A 22802-nucleotide genomic window follows, 5' to 3' on the forward strand; every position below is an offset into this window, starting at 1 on the left:
GCTAGATGCGGCCTTCTTCGGCCGCGTGGCAGGCCACCTGCACGCCCCGGATGTTCAGCAGCTTCGGCCGCTCGGCCGAGCAGCGCGCATTCGCATGCGGGCAGCGCGGATGGAACGCGCAGCCGGTCGGCGGGTTCAGCGGGTTCGGCACCTCGCCCTGCACCGGCGTGCGCGCGCGGCCGGTGTGCTTCATCTGCGGAATCGCGTCGAGCAGCATGCGCGTGTAGGGGTGCTGCGGTTCGGCGAAGAGCTTCTGCTTGTCCGCCACCTCGACCAGCCGACCCAGGTACATCACGCCGACCTGGTCGGCCACGTGCCGCACCACCGCCAGGTTGTGCGAGATGAAGAGGTAGGTCAGGCCCTGCTGGCGCTGCAGGTCCTTCATGATGTTGAGCACCTGCGCCTGCACGCTGACGTCGAGCGCCGAGGTGGGCTCGTCGCACACCAGGAACTCGGGCTCGGTGGCGAGCGCGCGTGCAATGGAAATGCGCTGGCGCTGGCCGCCCGAGAACTGGTGCGGGTACTTGCTCATGTCCAGCGGCGAGAGGCCGACCGACTTGAGCAGTTCGCCCACGCGCTCGCGCAGCTCGGCCTTGCCGCGGAGGATGCCGTGCTCGCGCAGCGGCTCGCCGACGATGTCTTCGACGATCCAGCGCGGGTTCAGGCTCGCGTACGGGTCCTGGAAGATCATCTGGATGCGCCGGCGCAGCTTGCGGCCTTCGGGGGTCTTGAACGCGGCATGCGCGTCCTGCCCGTCGAACTGCAGGCCGCCGCGCGTGGGGGCGTAAAGGCCGACCAAGAGGCGCGCCACGGTGCTCTTGCCGCAGCCCGATTCGCCCACCAGCGCCAGCGTCTTGCCACGCTCGATCGAAAAGCTCACGCCGTCCACCGCATGCAGCAGCACGCGCGGCTTGCGTTCGAGCACGCGGTTGAGCCATGGCGGCGAGACGTCGAAGGTGCGCGCGAGGTCGTGCGCCACCACCAGCGGTGCGGTGCTCATCGGCTCACCTCCGCAAGCGGTGCGGCCGCATCGGGCACGGCGCGCTCGCCGGCCAGCTGCGCATCGTGGTGCCGGGCCGCCAGCTCGGCCTGGCCCCTGTGCGGATCGGTGGCATCGTGCAGCCAGCATGCGGCGCGCGTGGCGCCGGCGTGCATGAGCTCGGGCCGCTCCGTGAGGCAGCGCGCAAAGGTGCGCGGACAGCGCGGGTTATAGGCGCAGCCCTCGGGAATGGCATTGAGCCGCGGCATCGCGCCGTCGATCTGGTTGAGCCGTTCGCGGTCGCTCGCCATGTCGGGAATCGAGGCCATCAGGCCCGAGGTGTAGGGATGCGCCGGCTGGTGGATCACTTCATGCACCGGGCCGATCTCCGCGATGCGGCCCGCGTACATCACGGCCACGCGGTCGCAGGTTTCGGCGATCACGCCCATGTCGTGCGTGATCAGCATCACGGCGGCGCCGCGGTCCTTGCAGATGCGCTTGAGCAGCTGGATGATCTGCGCCTGGATCGACACGTCGAGCGCCGTGGTCGGCTCGTCGGCCACGATGAGCTTGGGCTCGGCCGCCAGCGCCAGGGCAATCACCACGCGCTGGCGCATGCCGCCCGAGAACTGGTGCGGGAAATGGTCGATGCGCTGCTCGGCGGCCGGAATGCCGGTGTCCTGCAGCAGGCCGATGGCGCGGCGGCGCGCCTCGGCCTCGGTCACCGGCAGGTGGGCGCGGATGGTTTCCACCAGCTGCCGGCCGACGGTGTAGAGCGGGTTCAGCGAAGTCAGCGGGTCCTGGAAGATCGCACCGATCTTGCGCCCGCGGATGGGCCGCATCGCATCGAAGCCGAGGTTGTCGATGCGCTGGCCTTCGAGCAGGATTTCCCCGCTGGCCACGCGGCCCGGCGGCTCGAGCAGCCCGATGATGGCCGCGCCCGTGAGCGACTTGCCGGCGCCCGACTCGCCCACCACGCCCAGGATTTCGCCGGGCGCGATGTCGAATGAAATTCCGTCGAGCGCGCGCAGCGTGCCGCGCCGGTGCGGGAACTCGACCACAAGGTTCTTGACCTGGAGCAGCGTCATGGCGGCGTTGTCCTTTTTTTTATCTCAGCGCAGGCGCGGGTTCAGCGCGTCGCGCAGCCAGTCGCCCAGCAGGTTCACGCTGAGCGCAATCAGCACCAGCATCAGGCCCGGGAACACGGTGATCCACCACTCGCCCGAGAACAGGTACTGGTTGCCGATGCTGATCAGCGTGCCCAGCGAAGGAGAAGTCGGCGGCACGCCGACGCCGAGGAACGACAAGGTCGCCTCGGTGATGATCGCAGTGGCGACCTGGATGGTGGCCAGCACCATCACCGGCCCCATCACGTTGGGCAGCACGTGGCGCAGCATGATGCGCAGCGGCGCCACGCCGGTCACGCGCGCGGCCTGCACGTATTCCTTGTTGCGCTCCACCAGCGTGGAGCCGCGCACCGTGCGCGCGTACTGCACCCAGCCGGTCAGCGATATGGAAATGATGAGCACGCCAAAGGCCAGCGACTCATGTGCATTGGGAAACAGCGCGCGGCCGACGCCCGCAATCAGCAGCGCCACGAGGATCGGCGGAAACGACAGCATCACGTCGCACAGGCGCATGAGGAACGAATCGAGCCAGCCGCCGAGGAAGCCGGCCAGGAGGCCGAGCACCACGCCCACGGTGATCGACAGCGCCACCGACACCACGCCGACGATCAGCGAGATGCGTGCGCCGTAGATCACGGCCGAGAGGATGTCGCGGCCCTGGTCGTCGGTGCCCAGCAGGTACTTGGAAGAGCCTTCGGCGCTCCATGCGGGCGGCAGGCGCGCATCGCCGAGCTCGAGCGTCGCCAGGTCGAAGGGGTTGTGCGGCGAGACCCATCCGGCAAAGACCGCGCAGAACACGCAGGCCAGTGCAATGAGCGCCGCCGCCATGGCCACGGGCGAAGTGCGAAAGCTGTAGCCGACGTCGCTGTCGAGCCAGCGGGCGAATGTTTTTTTCATCGTGAGGCAAAAAGGATGGGCCCGCAAGAAGCGGGCCCAGGATCGAGCCGCTCAGGCCGCCCGCCGGCGGGCGGCCCGCAGAATTACGGCTTGATGCTCATCCACTTGAAGGGCATGTAGTTGTCGGCCATCTGCGTGAGCGCCACCTTCTTGCTCACGCCCCAGGCCAGCGTCTGCTGGTGCAGCGGCAGGTGGCCGACGTCGGCGGTGTGCAGGTCGAAGGCTTCCTTGATCATCGCGTCGCGCTTGGGCTTGTCGGTTTCCGACTGGATCTTCTTGGTCAGCTCGTCGACCTTGGGATTGCAGTAGGCGCCCAGGTTGAACTGGCCGGCGCCGGTCTTGTCATCGGGGCAGGCCATCAGTGCCGTGAGCGCGTTGTGCGAGTCGTAGGTGGTGGGCGTCCAGCCCAGCATGTAGAAGCTGGTGTCGCGGCGCAGCACCTTCGGGAAGTAGGTGCCCTTGGTCTCGGCCGCGAGGTTGATCTTGACGCCGATCTTCGCCAGGTTGGAGGCCACGCTCTGGCAGATCTGGCCGTCGTTCACGTAGCGGTCGTTCGGGCAGTTCATCGTCACTTCGAAGCCGTTCGGGTAGCCGGCTTCGGCCAGCAGCTTCTTGGCGGCCTCGACGTCGTAGGGCAGGCGCTTGTCCTGCGCTTCGTTCCAGCCGTTGATGCCGGGGCCGACCATCAGCGCGGTGGGGCGCGAGGCGCCGCGCATCACCGTGCGCTGGATGCCGGCGATGTCGATGGCCTGGTAGAAGGCCTGGCGCACGCGCTTGTCCTTGAACGGGTTCTTGCCCTTGACGCTGGAGTACAGCAGCTCGTCGCGCTTCTGGTCCATGCCCAGGAAGATGGTGCGCAGCTCGGGGCCGGAGATGACGCGTGCCGTCGGGCTGGCGTTGACGCGCGCGATGTCCTGCACGGGCACCGGCTCCATGACGTCGACCTCGCCTGAGATCAGCGCGGCGACGCGCGTGGCCGGGTTGGCGATCGGCGTGAAGATGATCTCCTGCGCGTTGCCTTCGATCTTGCCCCAGTAGGTCGGGTTGCGCGTGAAGACGGTGCGCACGTTCGGCTGGCGCTCGCGCACGCGGAACGGGCCGGTGCCGTTGGCCTTGAACGAGGCGGTGTTCTCGATGCCCTTGCGCCGGTCGACCGGCGTGACGGCCTTGTTCTCCTCGCACCACTTCTTGCTCATGATCATGAGCTGCGTGATGACGTCGGGAAGAATGGGGAACGGACCCTTGGTTTCGATCTCGATGGTGTGCGCGTCGACCTTGCGCACTTCCTTGATGTCGGTGGTGTTGGACTTCATGTCCGAGCCGTCGCCCGAGGCGCGCGCGAAGCTGAAGAGCACGTCGTCGGCCGTGAAGGGCGTGCCGTCGTGGAACTGGACGTTCTTGCGCAGTTCGAAGCGCCACACGGTGGGCGAGGTCTGTTTCCAGCTGGTCGCCAGCAGCGGCGCAACGCTCAGGTCCTTGTTGCGCCCGACCAGCGTTTCATAGACGTTGGCGGTGGTGCTCAGCTGCAGCGACTCATTGAGCGAGTGCGGATCGAGCGACAGCGCGTCCCCCTGGTTCGCCACGCGGATGGTCTGCGCGCCGGCCACCAGGCTGGCGGTGCCCAGCACGCACAAAACTGCGACCGCGGCCGCCTTCTTCTGAAAACTCATGGAAACACTCCTCGGGTTGGAATCTGAAGTACATCAAGGCGTCGCGGTAGCGGCGTCTTTCACGGGCTGCTGGCTGCGGGTGGCAGCCAGCGGCATGCCCTGCTCGATCAGCCCCGCATGCAATGCGGCGCCGAGCGGCAGGATCTCGTCGTTGAAGTCGTAGCGGCTGTTGTGCAGGAAGGCGCCGCATTTGGCGTCCTGGCCGATGCGCAGGTAGGCTCCGGCCTTTTTCTGCAGCATGAAGGAGAAGTCCTCGGCGCCCATGCTGGGCTCCATGCTGCGCTCGACGTTGGAAGCGCCCACCAGCGACTCGGCCACGTCGGCCGCGAACATGGCCTCGGGCGCGGTGTTGATGGTGGCCGGGTAGATGCGCTCGTACCTGATGGTGGCGGTGGCGCCGAAGCCCGCGGCCACGGCCGTGCAGAGCTCGGTCAGGCGCTGCTCGACCTGCGCCTGCACGCGCGCGCTGAAGGTGCGCACGGTGCCCACCAGCGTGGCCTCGCCCGGGATCACGCTCATCGCGCCCAGGTCGCCCGCCTGCACCGCGCAGATGCTGACCACCGCCGCATCGATCGGCCGCACGCTGCGCGACACGATGGTCTGCGCGGCCGTGATGATGTGCGCGGCGACCACCACGGGGTCGATGGTCTGGTAGGCGTGGGCGCCGTGACCGCCCTTGCCCTTGATCTCGATCGTGACGCGGTCGGCCGCGGCCATCATGGCGCCGCGGTTGATACCCACCGTGCCCGCGGGCATGGCGGGCCAGTTGTGCATGGCATAGACCGCGTCGACCGGAAAGCGGTCGAACAGGCCGTCCTCGATCATCACGCGCGCGCCGGCAAAGCCTTCTTCGCCGGGCTGGAAGATCAGCACCGCGGTGCCGTCGAAGCTGCGGGTCTCGGCCAGGTAGCGCGCCGCGCCGACCAGCATGGCCGTGTGGCCGTCGTGCCCGCAGCCGTGCATCAGGCCGTCGTTGGCGGAGCGCCAGCCGAAGTCGTTGTCCTCGCGCATGGGCAGCGCATCCATGTCGGCGCGCAGGCCGATCATCCGGCCGCTCGCGGTGGAGCGGCCGCGGATGACGCCCACCACGCCGGTCTTGCCGATGCCCTCGTGGATCTCGTCCACGCCGCAGGCACGCAGGGCTTCCCGCACGCGGCCGGCCGTGTAGACCTCTTCGAAGCCGAGCTCGGGGTGGGCGTGCAGGTCGCGGCGAAAGGCCGTGATCTCCGGATAGAAGCTCGCGATGTGCGCAAACGCCCTGCCCGAGGCCTGCAGTCGCGGTGCTGCAGCTGCTGCGACAACCGTCATTTCAATGTCCTCCCGCCTTGCCCACGCGCAGCCGCGGATCGACCACGAAGTACAGCAGGTCGACCACCAGGTTGATCACCACGAAGATCAAGGCAATGAGGCACAGGTAGGCCGCCATCACCGGCACGTCGGCAAAGGTCACGGCCTGGATGAACAGGAGCCCCATGCCGGGCCACTGGAACACCGACTCGGTGATGATGGCAAAGGCGATGAGGCCGCCGAGCTGCAGGCCCGTGATGGTCATCACCGGCACCAGCGTGTTCTTGAGCGCATGGCCGAAATGAATGGCGCGGTTCGTGAGGCCCCGGGCGCGCGCAAACTTGATGTAGTCGGTGCGCAGGACCTCGAGCATCTCGGCACGCACCAGCCGCATGATCAGGGTCAGCTGGAAGATCGCGAGCGTGACCGCCGGCAGGATGATGTGATGCCATCCGTCGGCCCGGAACAGGCCGCTGCTCCACCAGCCGAACTGCACGGTCTCGCCGCGCCCGAAGCTCGGGAACCAGCCCAGCATCACCGCAAACACCAGGATCAGCAGGATGCCGATCAGGAAGGTGGGCAGGGACACGCCGAGCAGCGACACGGTCATGAACACCTGGCTCAGGAAAGTGCCGCGGCGCAGCGCGGTGTACACGCCCATCGGAATGCCGATGAACAGCGCCAGCACGGCCGCCACCAGCGCGAGTTCGAGCGTGGCCGGAAAACGCTCGCCGATGAGGCGCGAGACCTTCGCGCCCTGGCGCAGGCTCAGGCCGAACTCGCCCTGGGCCGCGTTGACGAGAAAGTGCCAGAACTGCACGAAGAAGGGCTGGTCGAGCCCCAATGCGGCGCGCAGCTCGCGGATCTGCTCGGGCTTGGCATCCTGGCCCAGCAGAAAGACGACGGGGTCGCCCACATATTGGAAGAGAAGAAAGGCGATGAACGCGACCGCGATCATGACGATCACGGCCTGGATCAGGCGGCGCAGGACGAAGGCAATCATTCAGCAAGCAGAGTGAACAGGCATGCTAGCAGTGCAAGGTGCGTGCCCGCACGGTGGTTCCCCGGGGGTGCACGCGGATGGTGCGCTTCGGATGCACCCATGCAACATCGGCGAAGCCCCCAATGAAAAAAGCCACTCGACTTTCGTCGAGTGGCTTTTGAGTCTTTCGATTCAAAGCTGGCTTAAGCCAGCCTCGAATTAGAAAGCGTGACGGATACCGAAGTCGTAGCCGGTCGAGGTCTTCGGGGTGAAGACGCCGTTGGCGATGAAAGCCGGGCCGCCGACGGTCAGGGCTGCACCGTTCTTGTTGCTCACGCGAGCGATCGTTGCGTACAGAGCCGTGCGCTTCGACAGGTTGTGCACGTAGCCCAGAGCCAGCTTGTTGGCCTTCGGATCTTCGACGGCAGGAGCGAACAACACTGCAGGAGCGTTGAAGTCATACTTGACGTGCGAGTACGAAGCGCGGATCAGGCCAGCACCGACCGGCACGGTCACGCCGAGCAGGTAGCCGGTGAGGTCGACGTCAGGACGGCCGCCGAGGAACGGTTCGACTTCGTAGTCGATCTTGTTCTTGGCCTTCGACAGTTCACCGAAGAGCTTCACGGGACCGAAGTCATACGAAGCGCCGAGGTTCAGCGTGTTGACCTTGGTGGTCGTGCCAACGTAGTAGTTGTCGCCCACGGTGCTGCTGCCGTAAGCAATCGCAACGTCCAGAGGACCGTTGGCGTAGCCGAAGCGGCCACCAACGTAACGGCCTTGGCGCGAAGCGTTCAGCGTAGCCGGCGTAGCGGTGCCCGGGCTGTACTTGTTCTTCTCGCTGAAAGCGTACTGCACTTGGCCGTAGAAACCACCCAGGTTCGGCGGCAGGAAGTAGCCGATGCTGTTGCTGGCGCGAACGTAGTTGCTGCTGCCAACGTTGGTGAACGGAGCCGTTGCAGCTGCGGGGGTGCCGAAGGTGCCGAAGGCGTCGTTAGCGGTGTTGATCAGGTTGGAGCCAACGCCGTTGGTGCCGAACGGATCGAACACGGTGTCGTTCCAGAAGGTCGGGGTGTAGTCACGGCCGAGGCGGACTTCACCGAAACCACCCGACAGGCTCACGGTCGAGCGACGAGCGAAGGTAGCAATACCTTGCTGGCCGTCGTCGTTGGAGATCGGGGCTTCGAGCCAGAAGCTGGCAGCCAGGCCGCCACCGAGGTCTTCCGTACCACGGAAGCCGATACGGCTGGAGTTGTAGCCCGAGTTAGCCAGTGTACGACGGCTGACCTTGACGCTGCCTTGGTTCAGGTAGAACGGGTTCAGGAACGTGGCACCGTTCAGGTCACGCGAGGTGCTCGAATAGCCGCTGATCGACGCGTCGACCACGCCGAACAGCGTGACGGACGACTGAGCCGAGGCAACACCGGCAACAGCCAGGGCAGCCAGAGCAACTAGAGATTTTTTCATTGCAAGTTTCTCCAAGGTTAAACATAGGGCTCCGGTGCGAAGGGCTCACCGTGACTGGCACTTTTGTGCTCCCACCGGACCCCGGGCCAACCTCCTTTTGGGAAGTTGATGCTATTGCACCAGAGCCGCTGCGGCAGGGCAAAACAAATCGCCCGAAATCTCCAGCGGCCCACGCGTTTCGTTGCAGTCCTGCAACAAAGGACTTTGGCGCGCTCACAAACCACCATATGAAATGAAGCAACTGTTTCGCGCCGCTCTTTCCGCATACGTTCAAATACGGGCATGACTTCCACGCTCGACCCCGTCCTGACTGCGGCTGATGCGGCATTGCGCACTCTTTTTGCCCGACCCCATGCAACAAGGGCCGCGCCCGCGCCCGCCCAGACGCCGGGCGAGATGACCGATTCGGAGCGGCGCGAGGCCGGGGCATTGATGCGGGTGAACCACGTGGGCGAGGTGTGCGCCCAGGCGCTCTACACCGCGCAGGCCGCGGTGGCGCGCGACCCGGTCCTGCGGGCCCGCCTGCTCGAAGCCTCGCACGAAGAAACCGACCACCTGGCCTGGACGCGCCAGCGGCTGGACGAACTCGGCGCCCGGCCTTCCGTGCTGAATCCGCTCTGGTATGCGGGCGCTTTCGGCCTGGGCCTGGTGGCGGGGCGCCTGGGGGATCCGCTGAGCCTCGGGTTCGTTGCAGAAACCGAACGCCAGGTGGAAGCCCACCTGGAGAGCCATCTCGGCCGCCTGCCGGCCGCCGACAGTGCCTCCAGGGCCGTGGTCGAGCAGATGAAGATCGACGAAGCGCAGCACGCCGCGCAAGCCATCGATGCCGGCGCGGCGGAACTGCCGGCCCCGGCCAAGGCCCTGATGCGGCTCGCCTCCCGCGTGATGACCACGGTGGCGCACCGGATCTGAGGCCTCGCGGACTCAGGTTTCGATCAGGTCGAAGCTGGTGGTGATCTCGGCGGTCTTCGCGAGCATGATGCTGGCCGAGCAGTAGGTTTCGTGGCTCAGGGCAATCGCGCGTTCGACGGCCGCGGCAGGAATGCCCTTGCCCGCCACCGTGAAATGCATGTGGATCTTGGTGAAGACCTTGGGATCCTTTTCCGCGCGCTCGCTGGTCAGCTTGACGCTGCAGCGCTCGACGCGGTGGCGGCCCCGCTTCAGGATCAGCACCACGTCGTAGGCGGTGCAGCCTCCCGTGCCCGCGAGCACGGTTTCCATGGGCCTGGCCGCCAGGTTCTGGCCGCCGTTTTCGGGTTTGGCGGCATCGGGCGCGCCGTCCATCATCAGGACATGGCCGCTGCCGGTCTCGGCCACGAAACCCATGGCCGAGCGTGTGCCGGCGTCGCCGGTCCAACTTACTGTGCATTCCATCTGTGTCAGATCCATTCAAGATGTTCGGCAAAAAATCACACCGACATCCATTGGTGTGTGGGGAAATCGTCACTTGCTTGTTGCAACGCAACAAACAACCGATATACTTTATTTCATGGCGCACGAACCCGTGCGCACCGGTTGTCTCCTCCACCCTTCCAATTGGTGGATTTAGCCCCGAGCTGCAAGGCTCGGGGCTTTTTTCTTTGGGTCCCCGGCGTTGCGGGCCCACTCTAGTTTTTGGACCTGAAGGGCAGTTGCTCTGGCTGCCCTGGCTGTTGCCGGTGTTGCCTCGGCTCAGTCGTCCGTCACGCTGTTCGGCGTGGTCGACGCTTCGATCAGCGGCTATTCGAACAGCTCGCGCGACCTGAACCATGGCGTGACGTACAACGCCTTCGGCTTCCCCGTTGCCTATAACCCGTTCTACGTCAATCAAGGCAGCGTCCGGACCAGCAGCGTTGGCATGACCCATTCGGGCTACAACTCCAGCCGCCTGGGCTTCCGCGGCACTGAAGACCTTGGTGGCGGCCTGGCAGCCAGCTTCTGGCTCGAAGCGCCGGTCGCCAACGACGACGGCAGCCAAGGCGTGGCCAATTTCTCCCGCCGTTCCACGGTGAGCCTGTCGGGTGGTTTCGGTGAAATCCGCCTCGGCCGCGACCTGACCCCCTCGTTCCACAACAACTCCACCTTCGATCCCTTCGGCACCAACGGCGTTGGCACCAACCTGATCCAGACGGCCACCAGCGCATTTGGCAATCCCACGCGCGCCAGCAACTCGGTCAGCTACTTCCTGCCGCCGAACCTCGGCGGCTTCTACGGCCAGCTGATGTACGGCTTCCACGAGAAGACCAAGTACAGCCCGGGCCTGGCCACGCCTCACGCGGCCGACAACTCGCGCACCGGCCGCTACATCGGCGGCCGCTTCGGCTACGCCAACGGTCCGCTCGACGTTGCAGCGGCTTACGGCAGCAACACCGTGGGCGACGACTACTACGCCGGCACGACCACCAAGGTCAACACCTTCAACCTCGGCGCTTCGTATGACTTCGGTCCTGCAAAGCTCTTCGGCGAACTGTCCCACGCCCGCGAAAAGACCGATATCGACGGCGACTTCTTCGCCCGCCCGGCTTCCGTGGCATCGAACAAGCTCAATGGCTGGCTGCTGGGCGTGACGGTTCCGGTCGGTGCCGGCCTGATCCGCGCGTCGTACTCGGCCGTGAAGTACAAGTCGGGCGACAACAACCCGTTCTTCAACGAACCGAATCCGAAGGCCAACAAGCTGGCACTGGGCTACGTGCACAACCTGTCGAAGCGCACGGCCCTGTACGCAACGGTTGCCCGCATCAGCAACAAGAACGGTGCAGACCTGAGGGTCAGCCCCGATTTCAGCCCGAAGTTCATCAGCAACGACATCTTCACCCCGAAGACCTCGACCGGCTACGACTTCGGCATCCGCCACGCCTTCTGATCGAAGCCTGATTCCCAATGCTGGCTTCAGCCAGTTCGGATGAATCCCGTATCAAGCCGCCCAGCGCAAGCCGGGCGGCTTTTTGGCTTTGCTCAATTCGGGCGGCCACGCCCGCTTTGCAGCAATCCCACATTCATTTCTCCGCTCAGAACCGAAGCGTAGAAACGTTCGACCATGTTGACGCTCGTGCGCGCATTGCGCGCCAAGGTCAGCATGTCGATGCCCTGCCCGTACAAGAGCCGCAAGGTGATGGCGGTATGGCGCAGGCAATAAAGCGTCCTCGACTGGCCCTGCGGCCCTTTCTGGAGCGACGTCGCTTCCAGCGCCCAGTGGAAAAGAAAGTTGAGCACGGCCAGCGCGTGCTCGCGGTTCTTCAATTGCGGCATGAAGATGTAGTCGTCCGCGCCGCCAAAGCCCTGCTCGCGGCGATGCGCGAGCAGGCATTCATAAACCCGCACGGCCGGGCGCAGGCTCACGATGGGCTGGCTGTGCCGCTTGGTTTCGGGCAGGTTCATCCGCAGGTAGACGTGCTTGCCGCGCACGACGTCGATGTGCCTGTGCTTCATGAGCTTGATGTCGCTCGGACGCACGAAGGTGTTGACCATCCAGCGGATCAGCCATGGCAGCTCCTGCGGCATGACGAGCAGCTCGCGAGCGATCCAGAAGCGCTCGCCGGAGGCCAGTTCATCGAGCACCGGATGCGGCTGTCCGCGCAGCCGGCGCGCAGCCGCCACCACCGCCCGGTACTCCGCAACGCTGAAGCTCCCGCGCGGCTGGCTGCGCACCTTGACCTTCGGGAAGGCAGGTACATCGCGAAGCACGCCGATGTTCACACCGTGCATCAACACCTTTCGCAGCAGCACCAGGTACTGCGCGATCGTCGTGCTGGTGAAGCCCTGCGCTCCAAGGTGATCGATCAGGCGCTGCGCATCGGAAGTAGCGAATGCCTGCGCCGGCACAGCACCCAGCAAAGGAATGATGTGTGCGCGCAATCTGTTGCCCATCACCTGCCAGGTCGGCCGTCCGATTTCACCGCGCTGCACACGCGCCGCTTCTGCCTGCATCAACCCTTTGGAAAGGTCGCTGACAAAAAGGGTTAACAGATTTTGCTCATTTGTTAAATGACTGGCGGGCGCCTCGCTCGCGGGATAGCTGCGCGCAAAAAAACCCGAATCGTTCGCGGCCGGGGCTCTCTGGATGAGGTTTATGACATTTGTGTCCATGCCATATCCCGTACGCAATCCCGATGCCTCTTATCATCGTCATTTATCAATTGAAAACTCCCTTGGACAAAACCGTGCGCGACGTACCTGTGCCGGCACTGACGCCCGCCGACTATCTCAGAAAAATTTTGAACGCCCGCGTTTACGACGTGGCGGTCGAATCCGCGCTCGAGAAAGCCAATGCACTCAGCGAGCGGCTCGGCAATACCGTGCTGCTCAAGCGCGAAGACCAGCAGCCGGTGTTCAGCTTCAAGCTGCGCGGCGCCTACAACAAGATGGCGCACCTCTCGGCGGAGCAGCTCGCGAGTGGCGTCATCTGCGCATCGGCCGGCAATCACGCGCAGGGCGTGGCGCTGGGCGCGCGCAAGCTGGGCGCGCGCGCGGTGGTGGTCATGCCGGTGACCACGCCGCGGCTCAAGATCGATGCGGTGCGCGGCTTCGGCGGCGAGGTGGTGCTGCATGGCGACAGCTATTCCGATGCCTACCTGCATGCGCTCGAATTGCAGGCGCAGCAGGGCCTGACCTTCGTGCACCCCTTCGACGATCCCGACGTGATCGCGGGCCAGGGCACCATCGCCATGGAAATCCTGCGCCAGCACCAGGGCCGGCTCGACGCAGTCTTCGTGGCGATCGGCGGCGGCGGGCTCATCTCGGGCGTGGCCAACTACATCAAGGCGGTGCGCCCGGAGATCAAGGTGATCGGCGTTCAGATGAACGACTCGGACGCCATGATGCAGTCGGTGGCGGCGCGCCAGCGCGTGAGCCTGCCCGACGTGGGACTGTTTTCGGACGGCACGGCCGTCAAGCTGGTGGGCGAGGAGACCTTCCGCATCGCCAGCAACCTGGTCGACGAATACATCGCGGTCGACACCGATGCGGTCTGCGCGGCCATCAAGGACGTGTTCGTCGACACCCGCAGCATCGTGGAGCCGGCGGGCGCGCTGGCGGTGGCCGCCATCAAGCAGTATGTGGCCGGGCACGGCCGCCACGGCGAAACCTACGCGGCCATCCTGTGCGGCGCCAACATGAACTTCGACCGGCTGCGCTTCGTGGCCGAGCGCGCCGAAGTCGGCGAGGAGCGCGAGGCGCTGTTCGCGGTGACCATTCCCGAAGAGCGCGGCAGCTTCCGCCGCTTCTGCGAGCTGGTGGGCGAGATGCCGGCCAGCGAGCCGCAGGAAACGGGCTCGGCCGGCGGCGCGCTGCGCAACGTGACGGAGTTCAACTACCGCATCAGCGACGCGGCCAAGGCGCATGTGTTCGTGGGCCTGACCACCTCGACGCGCGGCGAATCGACGACCATCGCCAAGACCTTCATTGCGCACGGCTTCGATGCACTCGACCTCACGCACGACGAGCTCGCCAAGGAGCATCTGCGGCACCTGGTGGGCGGGCGCACGGGCCTCGCGCATGACGAGCGGCTGCTGCGCTTCGTGTTTCCGGAGCGCCCGGGCGCGCTGCTCAAGTTCCTGAGCCTGATGCGGCCGAACTGGAACATCAGCCTCTTCCACTACCGCAACCAGGGCGCCGACTACGGCCGCATCCTGGTGGGCTTGCAGGTGCCGGCCGGCGACGCGGCGGCCTTCGACGACTTCCTCGAAACGCTGGGCTATCCCTACGTCGAGGAAACGGCGAATCCGGCGTACAGGCTGTTCCTGCAGGCCTGAAAGGCCGTCCGGCTTTTATTGCTGCGCAGGCTGCGCGGGCGGCTGCTGCGCAGAATCCGACGGCGGCGCTTGCGACGCCTGCGACGGTGCAGCTCCGCCGGCAGGCGGCGCCATCACGGGAGGCACCGTGGCCGGGAAAAGCCCGCTCGGCCTGGCCGATGGCGTTGGCGAGGCCGGCAAACCCGGCGGGACCGAGCTGCCAATGCTGATCGGCGCGCGCACCGGCAGCTGCAGCGTGAAAGCTGCCGGCCCCTGCGCGCTGGTGCCGAGCGTTGCCGCGCGCACCCCGACCGACTGCAGCACATAGTTGTCGCCCACGCGCGAACCGACGCGGAACGGACGCGGCGGCTTGCCGTCGATGGAGATCAGGGCGGCGCCTTGGTTGAACGGATCCGCCACCACGCCCGACAGCGCAAAGCGGCTGGCCGCCTCGGGTGCGGCGGGCGCCGCGTCGGCGCCCGAAACCACGCCGAGCAGCCGCGCAACCGCATCCGCGTCGGCCGAGACCGCCGCACGGGGCATGGTGGCCGCCGCGGCCACGGGCTCGGGCGGCGCCGCGAGCCGCAGCCCCCAGAACACCGCCGCTGCCGCGGCCAGCGCCCACAGGCCCGTGGTTGCAACGGGGGCATGCCAGTGCGCGGCGGAATAGGGACTTGTCATGGCCGCGGATTATCATGCAGCGCGCCTTCCGAACCATGTCATCCAAGCTATGAAAAAAATCCTACGCGACGCCACCCGCGCTGCCCAGCGCGGCTTCACGCTGATCGAGCTGATGGTGGTGCTGGTCATCATCGGCGTGCTGGCCGCGCTGATCGTGCCGAACGTGATCGAGCGCGCCGACGACGCCCGCGTGACCGCCGCCAGGACCGACATCAACAACCTGATGCAGGCGCTCAAGCTCTACCGCCTGGACAACCAGCGCTACCCGACGGCCGAGCAGGGCCTGCAGGCGCTGCTGGTGCGCCCGACCGCGGGGCCGGCCGCGCCCAACTGGAAGCCCTACGTCGAGAAGCTGCCGAACGATCCGTGGGGCCATCCGTACCAATACATGAATCCGGGTATCAAGGGCGAAATCGACGTGCTCTCGCTCGGCGCCGATGGCCAGGCCGGCGGCGAGGGCAAGAATGCCGACATCGGCAGCTGGCAGTAGGCGCACGGGCGGCTTCACGCTGCTCGAGCTGATCGTGGTGATCGCGATCATCGCGATCGCAACGGCCGGCGTGAGCTTCGCGCTGCGCGACACCAACGCGGCCCGGCTCGACCGCGAGGCCGACCGGCTGGCCGCGCTGCTCGAGTCGGCGCGCGCCCAGTCGCGCGCGAGCGGCGTTGCGGTGCGGTGGCGCCTCGTGGAAGGCGGCAGCTTCGTGTTCGACGGCCTGCCGCCCGATGCCTTGCCCAGCGGCTGGGCTACGAGCGGCATCAGCGCCACGGCTTCGCTGGCCGGCGGCGCGCCGGTGGCGGCGGTGCAACTGGGCCCCGACCCGATCATTGCCGCGCAGCAGATCACGCTCTATTCCGAAGGCCCGCCCGCGCGTTCGCTGCGCATTGCCACCGACGGCCTCAGGCCCTTCACCGTGAGCACGCCATGAGGTCGTTCCGGCGCCAGTCGGCATGCGGCGGATTCACGCTGATCGAGGTGCTGATTGCGCTCGGCATCGTCGCGCTGGCGCTCGCGGCGGGCTCCCAGGCCACGATGTCGCTCACGCGCAATGCGCAGCGCCAGTCCGACCTTCTGCTGGCCGACCTGTGCGCGGAAAACGAGCTTGCCAAGGCGCGGCTCGCCAGGCAGATGCCCGCGGTGGGCGATTCGGGCTCGATCTGCGTGCAGGCCGGCGTCTCGTTCAACGTGACCACCTCCACCATCGCCACGCTCAATCCCAATTTCCGGCGCGTCGACGTGCAGGTGCGCGACGAGGCCAATGCGCCGGTGCTGCGCATCTCGACCGTGGTGGGCCGCTTCTGATGCGCCGCTTCGCAAGCCAGGGAGCCCGCGGCGGCTTCACGCTGATCGAGCTGCTGGTGGCCATTTCGGTGATGGCGCTGCTCGCGCTCGTGAGCTGGCGCGGGCTGGACAGCATGTCGCGCGCCACCACGCTGAACCAGCAGCGCGCCGACGCGGTGCTGGCGCTGCAGACCACGCTCTCGCAATGGGGCGCCGACCTCGACGCCGTGACCCCGATCGCGCAGACCCGCCCGATCGACTGGGACGGCCGCGTGCTGCGGCTCACGCGCCGCGGCAGCGATGCGGGCGCCCCCGCCATGCTGGTGGTGGCGTGGACGCTGCGCACCGGTGCCGACGGCACCCGCTGGCGGCGCTGGCAGTCGCCGCCCTTCACCACGCGCGGCGAATGGCAGCAGGCGTGGAACCTGGCCGCCTCGTGGGCACAGGAAGGCGGCGGCGGCGACGTCGCGCTGATGCCGGCCACGAGCTGGCAGCTCTACTACTTCCGCGAGAACGCCTGGACGCCCGCGGGCGAGCTGCCGGCCAGCGCGCCCAATCCGGCGAACCCGGCCAATCCCATCGGCGCGCTCGTGAACATGCCGGACGGCGTTCGGCTGGTGCTGACCCTGTCCCCGGGCGAGGGGCTCGCGGGCACGCTCACGCGCGACTGGGTCAAGCCCACGGTGGGGGCGCCGCGCTCATGACCGCATCCACGGTTTGCAGAACAACCGGGCAACGCCAGCGCGGCGCCGCGCTGCTCGCGGCCATGCTGACCGTGATGCTGGTCGCCACCTTCTCCGCCGCGGCGCTGTGGCAGCAATGGCGCGCGTCCGAAGTCGAGGCGGCCGAGCGCGGACGCGTGCAGGCGGCGTGGGTGCTGATCGGCGCGCTCGACTGGTCGCGCCTGATCCTGCGCGAGGACGCCCTCACCGGCGGGCCCGACCACCTGGCCGAGCCCTGGGCCGTGCCGCTCGCGGAGGCCCGGCTCACGAGCTTTCTGTCGGCCGAGAGGAACGTGGCCAGCGACAACCTCGAAGGACTGCCCGATGCCTTCCTCTCGGGCCGCATCGTCGATGCGCAATCCAAGCTCAACGTGCTGTCGCTGGTCGACGGCAACAAGCCGGTGCCGGCCAGCATCGCCACCTTCACCAAGCTGTTCAACATCCTGGGCCTGCCGGCCTCGGAGCTCAGCGCGATGACGTCCTCGCTCGCGCGCGCGCTGGCCACCGGCACCGATGCCGCCGGCGATGCCGGCGATGCCGGCGCGGCGCCGCTGATGCCGCAGGAGGTTTCGCAGCTGGTGTGGCTCGGCCTTTCGCCTTCGACCGCGGCCGCGCTCGAGCCCTACGTGACGATTCTCCCGATACGCACGCCGCTCAACATCAATACCGCGAGCGCCGAAGCCATCAGCGCCAGCCTGCCCTCGCTGAGCATCAGCGACGCGCGCCAGCTGGTGGAAAAGCGCACGCGCTCGTACTTCAAGCAGATTGCCGACGCCAACGCCGCGCTGCCGAACGGCGGCACGCAGTTCAACGCCGGCCAGCACAGCGTGGGCACCCAGTTCTTCGAGGTCTACGGCCGGCTGCGGCTCGACCGCACCTGGGTCGAGGAACGCTCGCTGCTGCAGCGCGACGGCGTCACGGTGAAGACGATCTGGCGCAACCGCGGCGCCGGCCTTGCCACGGCCACTCCGGCTAAACCCTGAGTGCGGCTGATTTTCTTCATTTCTGTTGCATCAATACATCGTCCAGAGCCCGTCGCATCTACGTCAAACGCTACAAATAGAGTAGCAATGGCACCATCGGTGCACCCCTACAATCACCCGCCCTCCTGAAAACGAAATGACCCCGCTGCTGCTCATCGCTCCCCTCCCCCCGGCCGACGCCGCGGGCGAGTACGACTGGGCCCAGGCGGGCGACGACGGCATCGCCCTGCGCAACCATGGCCGCGCGCTGCTCGCGCTGCTGCCGGCCAGCGCGGAAGTCACGCTCGGCATTCCGGCCGCGGCGCTGTCCTGGCACTGCGTCACGCTGCCCAAGGGCAGCACGAGCAGCGCGTCGAAGCTGCGCGCCGTGCTCGACGGCCTGCTCGAAGAGCATCTGCTCGACGATCCCGAGGCCCTGCACTTCGCACTCGAACCCGCAGCCAAGGCCGGCGCGCCGGTCTGGGTGGCGGCCTGCAACCGCATCTGGCTGCGCACGCTGGTGCAGGGGCTGGAATCGGCCGGGCGGCGCGTGGTGCGCATCGTTCCCGAATTCGCGCCGCAGCCCGCGGATGGTCCGCCGCTGCTGCAGGTCACCGGCGAAGCCGAGGCGCCGCAGCTCACGGTGTGCGATGCCGACGGCGTGGTCTCGCTGCCGCTCGCGGGTGCCGGGCTGGCGCTCGCCGCCGGCCTGCCGCTGGACACCGCCGTGATCAGCGCCGAGCCCGCCGTCGCGCAGGCCGCCGAGCACCTGCTCGAGCGCCGCGTGCCCATCGTGCAGGCGCCGCAGCGCTGGCTGCAGGCGGCGCGTTCGCCCTGGGAGCTCGCACAGTTCGACCTCGCCGTGACGGGGCGTGCCCGCGCCGGCAAGAAATTTGCGTCGGTGGTGCAGACGCTGCGCTATGCGCCCGAGTGGCGCGCCGCGCGCTGGGGCATCGTCGCCCTGCTGCTGACCCAACTGATCGGCCTCAATGCCTGGGCCTGGAAGGAGCGCAATGCACTCGAGGCCAAGCGCCAGGCCGTCAAGAACATGCTGACCCAGACCTTCCCCTCCGTGAAACTCGTGGTCGACGCGCCGGTGCAGATGGCGCGCGAGGTCGCGGCGCTGCAGCAGGCCGTGGGCGATGTCGCGGGCAGCGACCTCGAACCGATGATCGGCGCGCTCGCCCCCAATCTTCCGCCGGGCAATACACCCAGCGCCATCGACTACAGCGCCGGCCAGCTGCGCCTGCGCGGCCTGGGCCTGCAGCCTTCGGAGCTCACGCGGCTCTCGGGCGCGATGGGTCCGCGCGGCTACAGCGTGCGCGCCGAAGGCGACCTGCTGCTGGTGCAGGCCGAGGCTGCGCGATGAACTTCAGCGAACAACTCCGGGCCCGCTGGGCCGCCCTCGAACTGCGCGAGCGGCGCATGGTCGCCATCGCGGCTGCGCTCGTGGCGCTTGCACTGCTGTGGTGGGTTGCGCTCGCTCCCGCGCTGCGCACGCTGGCCGCGGCGCCGGCCGACCATGCGCAGCTCGACGCGCAGCTGCAGCAGATGGCCCTGCTGCAGAACCGCGCCAAGGCGCTGCAGGCGCAGCCCCGGCTGAACCGCGACGACGCGCTGCGCGCCCTCGAAACCTCGGTACGCGAGAGCCTCGGCACCAATGCCCAGCTCATGACAGCCAGCGGCGATGGCGCCGCCACCATCACGATGCGCGGCACGCCGGCCGAGGCCGTGGCCCAGTGGCTGGCGCAGGCGCGCGGCAATGCGCACGCGGTGCCGCGCGAGGCCCACCTGACCCGTGCGGCCGCCGCGCCGCCGGCCGCCGGCAGCAAGGACCCGCAGCCCGCGAAGGTGCGCTGGGAGGGCACGCTCGTGATGGCGCTGCCCGCAGCCCGTTGAGCCTGGCCGCATGGTGACGCGCTCCTCCCTTGCCGAACCCGCGCCGCGCCGCGGCTGGCGCTGGGCCCTGCTCGGCATCGTGCTGGGGGCGCTGCTGGCGCTGGTGCTGTTCGCGCCCGCGCGCTGGCTGGCGACGGCGCTCTCAAACTGGAGCCAGGGCCGGCTGCTGCTCGTCAACCCGCGCGGCACGGTCTGGAACGGCACCGCGGCCGTGGTGCTTGCCAGCGGCGCCGGCGGCGCCGAGGCGGTGTCGCTGCCCGGCGCGCTCAACTGGCGCATGCGCCCGGCCTGGAGCGGCATGTTCGCCGTGCTCGACCTGCCCTGCTGCGCGGCGCGGCCGCTCCAGCTCAAGGCCAGCCCGCGCACGGACGGCATGCAGCTGCAGTGGGGCGACGGCAGTTCGCGCTGGCCCGCCACCTTGCTGACCGGCCTGGGCGCGCCCTGGAACACGCTCAGGCTCGAGGGCACGCTCGACCTCTCCACCCGGGGCCTCTCGATGCAGTGGGACGGCCCCGTACTGCGCATCGCGGGCCAGGCCACGCTCGACGCCACCGACGTGTCGTCCAGCCTCTCGACGCTCAAGCCGATGGGCAGCTACCGCCTCACGCTCGAAGGCGGCAGCCGCCCGAGCCTGCTGCTGAGCACGCGCGAAGGCAGCCTGCAGCTGAACGGCAGCGGCAGCTGGAACGGCACCGCCTTTCGCTTCAACGGCGAAGCCAGTGCCGCGGCCGGCCGCGAAGACGCGCTTTCCAATTTGTTGAACATCATCGGACGGCGCGACAACGCGCGTTCGATCATCACCCTGGGTTGATCATGATGAAGCCACTGACTTCGCCCGGCAGCCGCCTCGCCGCCGTTGCACTCGCAGCGCAGGTGCTGGTTGCCGCCACCTTGCTGCAGGCCGCGCCGCCGGTGTTCGCACAATCCGGCGATGCGCCGCGCCGGGGCGAACCCATCACGCTCAACTTCGCCAACGCCGACATCGAGGCCGTGGCGCGCACCATGGCGGTGGTCACCGGCCGCGACGTGGTGGTCGACCCGCGCGTGAAGGGCACGATGAACCTCGTCACCGACCGCGCCATCGCGCCGGCTGCGGCATTCAACCAGTTCGCTTCCGCCCTGCGCCTGCAGGGCTTTGCGGTGGTGGAGGCCGAAGGGCTCTACAAGGTGGTGCCCGAGGCCGACGCCAAGCTCCAGACCCAGACCGTCAACACCGCCACGCCCAGCGCCGGCTCGGTGGCCGGCAACCAGATCGTCACGCAGATCTTCAGGCTCAACTACGAGTCGCCGAACAGCCTGCTGCCGGTGCTGCGCCCGCTCATTCCGCCCAACAACACCATCAACGTGAACCCGGGCAACAACTCGCTCGTGATCACCGACTACGCGGACAACATGCGCCGGCTGGCGCGCATCATCGCGGCGCTCGACGTGCCCAATGCGTCGGACATCGAGGTGATCCCGCTCAAGCATTCGATCGCCACCGACATGCTGCCGCTGATCACCCGGCTGGTCGACGGCAGCGGCTCGGGCGCCACGCCGGGCGCCCCCGCGCCGGGTGTGGCCGATGCGTCGTTCCGCACCACCCTGCTGGCCGACCCGCGCAGCAATGCGCTGATCCTGCGCGCGGCCAATCCGGCGCGCGCGGCGCTGGTGCGCACGCTGGTCCAGAAGCTCGACCGCGCGCCCGCCGAAAGCAGCAACGGCGCGGCCGGCAACATCTACGTGGTCTACCTGAAGAACGCCGATGCGGTGCGGCTGGCGGCCACGCTGCGCGCCGCCATGGCGGCCAACCAGCTGCCCGGCACGCCGGGTGCCCCGGGCGCGGCCGGAGGCGGCGGCGCGCCGCAACAGCAGCAAGCCAACATTCCGCAGGCCATGCAGCAGACGAGCCTCAGCGGCCAAGGCGGCGGCTCGGCGGCCGCCAACGCGCCGCTCAACAATGCCAACCAGCCGTCGACCGGCGGACAGATCCAGGCCGACCCGTCGACCAACTCGCTGATCATCACGGCGCCCGAGCCGCAGTACCGCCAGATGCGCGCCGTGATCGACAAGCTCGACGGCCGGCGCGCGCAGGTCATGATCGAGGCGCTGATCGTCGAGGTCAGCGCCAAGAAGGCCGCCAACTTCGGCGTGCAGTGGCAGAGCGCGCTGGGCAACAACGCGGTCATCGGCACCAATTCGAGCCTGGCCAGCGCCAACATCCTGGCGCTGACGCAGGCGCTGGCCACCCGCGACGTGGCCAACGTGCGGCCGTCGTCGGGGCTGAACCTGGGCATTGCCGGCAAGATCGGCGGCCAGTACATCCTGGGCGCCATTGCGAACTTCTTCAACAGCGACGGCGACGCCAACGTGCTCTCCACGCCCAACCTGCTGACGCTGGACAACGAAGAGGCCAAGATCGTCATCGGCCAGAACGTGCCCTTCGTCACGGGCCAGTACGCCAGCACCTCGGGCTCGGTGGGCATCAACCCGTTCACCACGGTGGAGCGCAAGGACGTGGGCCTCACGCTGCGCGTGCGCCCGACCATCAACGAGAACGGCACCGTGAAGATGACCATCTTCCAGGAGACCTCGACCGTCGACGGCAACACCATCAACAACCCCAATGGCCCGACCACCAACAAGCGCTCGATCGAATCGAGCGTGCTGGTGGAAGACGGCGGCCTGGTCATGCTCGGCGGGCTGCTGTCGGACGACTACGGCAACACGATCGAGAAGGTGCCGGTGGCCGGCGACATCCCGGTGCTCGGCAACCTGTTCAAGAACGAGATCCGCACGCGCAACAAGAGCAACCTGATGATGTTCCTGCGCCCCGCGGTCATGCGCGACGGCGCCTCCACCGAAGCCTTTGCCTACGACCGCTACGACGAGATCCGCGGCATGCAGCAGCGCACCCAGCCGAACACCGACAACATCATGCTGCGCGGCGTGGATGCCGCCCCCGTGCTGCCGGAAGCCCCGCTGCCGCGCTCGGGTGCCCGCGACACCAGCAGCAACGGCAACGGCAGCGACCGCATCCAAGGCACGCAGCTGATCCCGCCGCCGCGCCCAGCCGGGGACACCCGCACCCTGCGGCCGAGCCCGCTGCGCGGCGCACTGCCGCCCACGGCCGACCCCACCAGCTCGCGCGAACTGCCCTGAA

Annotated in this window: 22 protein-coding genes; 12 read left to right on the forward strand and 10 right to left on the reverse strand. The window is 67.7% G+C overall.

Going from position 1 to position 22802, the window contains the following annotated elements:
- Position 1: 1 nt before the first annotated feature.
- The 7 genes from AC1DMS_RS06700 to AC1DMS_RS06730 form a co-directional block, all read right to left on the reverse strand.
- Positions 2–1000: an ABC transporter ATP-binding protein gene (locus AC1DMS_RS06700; protein ID WP_369664240.1), complete on the reverse strand. Its 999-nt coding sequence runs from the start codon at positions 998–1000 to the stop codon at positions 2–4.
- Positions 997–2067 carry an ABC transporter ATP-binding protein gene (locus AC1DMS_RS06705; protein ID WP_369664239.1) on the reverse strand — a complete coding sequence of 357 codons (1071 nt, stop codon included), beginning with the start codon at positions 2065–2067 and terminating at the stop codon, positions 997–999. Before AC1DMS_RS06705 ends, AC1DMS_RS06700 begins: the two co-directional genes overlap by 4 nt.
- Before the next feature lie 24 nt (positions 2068–2091).
- Entirely contained in the window at positions 2092–3003 is a 912-nt protein-coding gene (locus AC1DMS_RS06710; RefSeq protein WP_012746241.1) for an ABC transporter permease, read from the reverse strand.
- An 83-nt stretch (positions 3004–3086) separates the two neighbouring features.
- Positions 3087–4673: an ABC transporter substrate-binding protein gene (locus AC1DMS_RS06715; protein WP_012746240.1), complete on the reverse strand. Its 1587-nt coding sequence runs from the start codon at positions 4671–4673 to the stop codon at positions 3087–3089.
- A gap of 33 nt (positions 4674–4706) precedes the next feature.
- Positions 4707–5981 carry a M20 aminoacylase family protein gene (locus AC1DMS_RS06720; protein ID WP_278874701.1) on the reverse strand — a complete coding sequence of 425 codons (1275 nt, stop codon included), beginning with the start codon at positions 5979–5981 and terminating at the stop codon, positions 4707–4709.
- A gap of 1 nt (position 5982) precedes the next feature.
- Complete coding sequence (locus AC1DMS_RS06725) at positions 5983–6963, reverse strand: ABC transporter permease (protein ID WP_012746238.1); 981 nt, start codon at positions 6961–6963, stop codon at positions 5983–5985.
- A 198-nt stretch (positions 6964–7161) separates the two neighbouring features.
- Complete coding sequence (locus tag AC1DMS_RS06730) at positions 7162–8406, reverse strand: porin (RefSeq protein WP_012746237.1); 1245 nt, start codon at positions 8404–8406, stop codon at positions 7162–7164.
- Between the two features lie 282 nt (positions 8407–8688).
- Here AC1DMS_RS06730 and coq7 point away from each other — a divergent pair, with 282 nt between their 5' ends.
- On the forward strand, positions 8689–9318 hold the full coding sequence (coq7, locus tag AC1DMS_RS06735; RefSeq protein WP_412510443.1) for a 2-polyprenyl-3-methyl-6-methoxy-1,4-benzoquinone monooxygenase: 630 nt from the start codon (positions 8689–8691) through the stop codon (positions 9316–9318).
- Between the two features lie 12 nt (positions 9319–9330).
- On the opposite strand, the gene AC1DMS_RS06740 is transcribed toward coq7, so the two are convergent.
- On the reverse strand, positions 9331–9780 hold the full coding sequence (locus tag AC1DMS_RS06740; protein ID WP_012746235.1) for an OsmC family protein: 450 nt from the start codon (positions 9778–9780) through the stop codon (positions 9331–9333).
- A gap of 262 nt (positions 9781–10042) precedes the next feature.
- On the opposite strand from AC1DMS_RS06740, the gene AC1DMS_RS06745 reads away from it, so the two are divergent.
- A complete protein-coding gene (locus AC1DMS_RS06745; RefSeq protein WP_412512121.1) occupies positions 10043–11248 on the forward strand; it encodes a porin in 1206 nt (401 codons plus the stop codon).
- A 92-nt stretch (positions 11249–11340) separates the two neighbouring features.
- On the opposite strand, the gene AC1DMS_RS06750 is transcribed toward AC1DMS_RS06745, so the two are convergent.
- Positions 11341–12471 (reverse strand): hypothetical protein, encoded by a 1131-nt coding sequence (locus tag AC1DMS_RS06750; RefSeq protein ID WP_412510442.1) that lies wholly within the window; start codon positions 12469–12471, stop codon positions 11341–11343.
- 50 nt (positions 12472–12521) lie between these two features.
- Here AC1DMS_RS06750 and ilvA point away from each other — a divergent pair, with 50 nt between their 5' ends.
- Positions 12522–14135, forward strand: coding sequence for a threonine ammonia-lyase, biosynthetic (gene ilvA / locus AC1DMS_RS06755; RefSeq protein ID WP_412510441.1), 1614 nt, complete (start codon positions 12522–12524; stop codon positions 14133–14135).
- Between the two features lie 15 nt (positions 14136–14150).
- Here ilvA and AC1DMS_RS06760 read toward each other — a convergent pair whose 3' ends face one another.
- Positions 14151–14795 (reverse strand): type II secretion system protein N, encoded by a 645-nt coding sequence (locus tag AC1DMS_RS06760; RefSeq protein ID WP_412510440.1) that lies wholly within the window; start codon positions 14793–14795, stop codon positions 14151–14153.
- A gap of 49 nt (positions 14796–14844) precedes the next feature.
- Here AC1DMS_RS06760 and gspG point away from each other — a divergent pair, with 49 nt between their 5' ends.
- The 9 genes from gspG (at position 14845) to gspD (ending at position 22801) form a co-directional block, all read left to right on the forward strand.
- On the forward strand, positions 14845–15285 hold the full coding sequence (gspG, locus tag AC1DMS_RS06765) for a type II secretion system major pseudopilin GspG (RefSeq protein WP_412510439.1): 441 nt from the start codon (positions 14845–14847) through the stop codon (positions 15283–15285).
- On the forward strand, positions 15260–15724 hold the full coding sequence (locus AC1DMS_RS06770) for a GspH/FimT family pseudopilin (protein WP_412510438.1): 465 nt from the start codon (positions 15260–15262) through the stop codon (positions 15722–15724). The genes gspG and AC1DMS_RS06770 overlap by 26 nt, the downstream gene beginning before the upstream one ends.
- Positions 15721–16098, forward strand: coding sequence for a type II secretion system minor pseudopilin GspI (gene gspI, locus AC1DMS_RS06775; RefSeq protein WP_412510437.1), 378 nt, complete (start codon positions 15721–15723; stop codon positions 16096–16098). Before AC1DMS_RS06770 ends, gspI begins: the two co-directional genes overlap by 4 nt.
- Positions 16098–16781 (forward strand): PulJ/GspJ family protein, encoded by a 684-nt coding sequence (locus AC1DMS_RS06780; protein ID WP_412510436.1) that lies wholly within the window; start codon positions 16098–16100, stop codon positions 16779–16781. The genes gspI and AC1DMS_RS06780 overlap by 1 nt, the downstream gene beginning before the upstream one ends.
- Positions 16778–17782 (forward strand): type II secretion system minor pseudopilin GspK, encoded by a 1005-nt coding sequence (gene gspK, locus AC1DMS_RS06785; protein WP_478180833.1) that lies wholly within the window; start codon positions 16778–16780, stop codon positions 17780–17782. The genes AC1DMS_RS06780 and gspK overlap by 4 nt, the downstream gene beginning before the upstream one ends.
- Positions 17783–17918: 136 nt before the next feature.
- A complete protein-coding gene (gene gspL, locus AC1DMS_RS06790) occupies positions 17919–19130 on the forward strand; it encodes a type II secretion system protein GspL (protein ID WP_478180834.1) in 1212 nt (403 codons plus the stop codon).
- Entirely contained in the window at positions 19127–19660 is a 534-nt protein-coding gene (gspM, locus tag AC1DMS_RS06795) for a type II secretion system protein GspM (RefSeq protein ID WP_412510433.1), read from the forward strand. The genes gspL and gspM overlap by 4 nt, the downstream gene beginning before the upstream one ends.
- A 10-nt stretch (positions 19661–19670) precedes the next feature.
- Complete coding sequence (gene gspN, locus AC1DMS_RS06800; protein WP_369664235.1) at positions 19671–20471, forward strand: type II secretion system protein N; 801 nt, start codon at positions 19671–19673, stop codon at positions 20469–20471.
- A gap of 2 nt (positions 20472–20473) precedes the next feature.
- Positions 20474–22801 (forward strand): type II secretion system secretin GspD, encoded by a 2328-nt coding sequence (gene gspD / locus AC1DMS_RS06805; RefSeq protein ID WP_369664234.1) that lies wholly within the window; start codon positions 20474–20476, stop codon positions 22799–22801.
- The last annotated feature ends 1 nt before the right edge of the window (position 22802 follow it).

It is taken from the genome of Variovorax sp. 05T418, assembly GCF_056396385.1.

Coding starts and splice junctions, on each gene's coding strand:
- AC1DMS_RS06700 (WP_369664240.1), bottom strand. CDS start 1,000: ATGAGCACCGCACCGCTGGTGGTGGCGCACGACCTCGCGCGCACCTTC.
- AC1DMS_RS06705 (WP_369664239.1), bottom strand. CDS start 2,067: ATGACGCTGCTCCAGGTCAAGAACCTTGTGGTCGAGTTCCCGCACCGG.
- AC1DMS_RS06710 (WP_012746241.1), bottom strand. CDS start 3,003: ATGAAAAAAACATTCGCCCGCTGGCTCGACAGCGACGTCGGCTACAGC.
- AC1DMS_RS06715 (WP_012746240.1), bottom strand. CDS start 4,673: ATGAGTTTTCAGAAGAAGGCGGCCGCGGTCGCAGTTTTGTGCGTGCTG.
- AC1DMS_RS06720 (WP_278874701.1), bottom strand. CDS start 5,981: ATGACGGTTGTCGCAGCAGCTGCAGCACCGCGACTGCAGGCCTCGGGC.
- AC1DMS_RS06725 (WP_012746238.1), bottom strand. CDS start 6,963: ATGATTGCCTTCGTCCTGCGCCGCCTGATCCAGGCCGTGATCGTCATG.
- AC1DMS_RS06730 (WP_012746237.1), bottom strand. CDS start 8,406: ATGAAAAAATCTCTAGTTGCTCTGGCTGCCCTGGCTGTTGCCGGTGTT.
- coq7 (WP_412510443.1), top strand. CDS start 8,689: ATGACTTCCACGCTCGACCCCGTCCTGACTGCGGCTGATGCGGCATTG.
- AC1DMS_RS06740 (WP_012746235.1), bottom strand. CDS start 9,780: ATGGAATGCACAGTAAGTTGGACCGGCGACGCCGGCACACGCTCGGCC.
- AC1DMS_RS06750 (WP_412510442.1), bottom strand. CDS start 12,471: ATGGACACAAATGTCATAAACCTCATCCAGAGAGCCCCGGCCGCGAAC.
- AC1DMS_RS06760 (WP_412510440.1), bottom strand. CDS start 14,795: ATGACAAGTCCCTATTCCGCCGCGCACTGGCATGCCCCCGTTGCAACC.
- gspG (WP_412510439.1), top strand. CDS start 14,845: ATGAAAAAAATCCTACGCGACGCCACCCGCGCTGCCCAGCGCGGCTTC.
- AC1DMS_RS06770 (WP_412510438.1), top strand. CDS start 15,260: ATGCCGACATCGGCAGCTGGCAGTAGGCGCACGGGCGGCTTCACGCTG.
- gspI (WP_412510437.1), top strand. CDS start 15,721: ATGAGGTCGTTCCGGCGCCAGTCGGCATGCGGCGGATTCACGCTGATC.
- AC1DMS_RS06780 (WP_412510436.1), top strand. CDS start 16,098: ATGCGCCGCTTCGCAAGCCAGGGAGCCCGCGGCGGCTTCACGCTGATC.
- gspK (WP_478180833.1), top strand. CDS start 16,778: ATGACCGCATCCACGGTTTGCAGAACAACCGGGCAACGCCAGCGCGGC.
- gspL (WP_478180834.1), top strand. CDS start 17,919: ATGACCCCGCTGCTGCTCATCGCTCCCCTCCCCCCGGCCGACGCCGCG.
- gspM (WP_412510433.1), top strand. CDS start 19,127: ATGAACTTCAGCGAACAACTCCGGGCCCGCTGGGCCGCCCTCGAACTG.
- gspN (WP_369664235.1), top strand. CDS start 19,671: ATGGTGACGCGCTCCTCCCTTGCCGAACCCGCGCCGCGCCGCGGCTGG.
- gspD (WP_369664234.1), top strand. CDS start 20,474: ATGATGAAGCCACTGACTTCGCCCGGCAGCCGCCTCGCCGCCGTTGCA.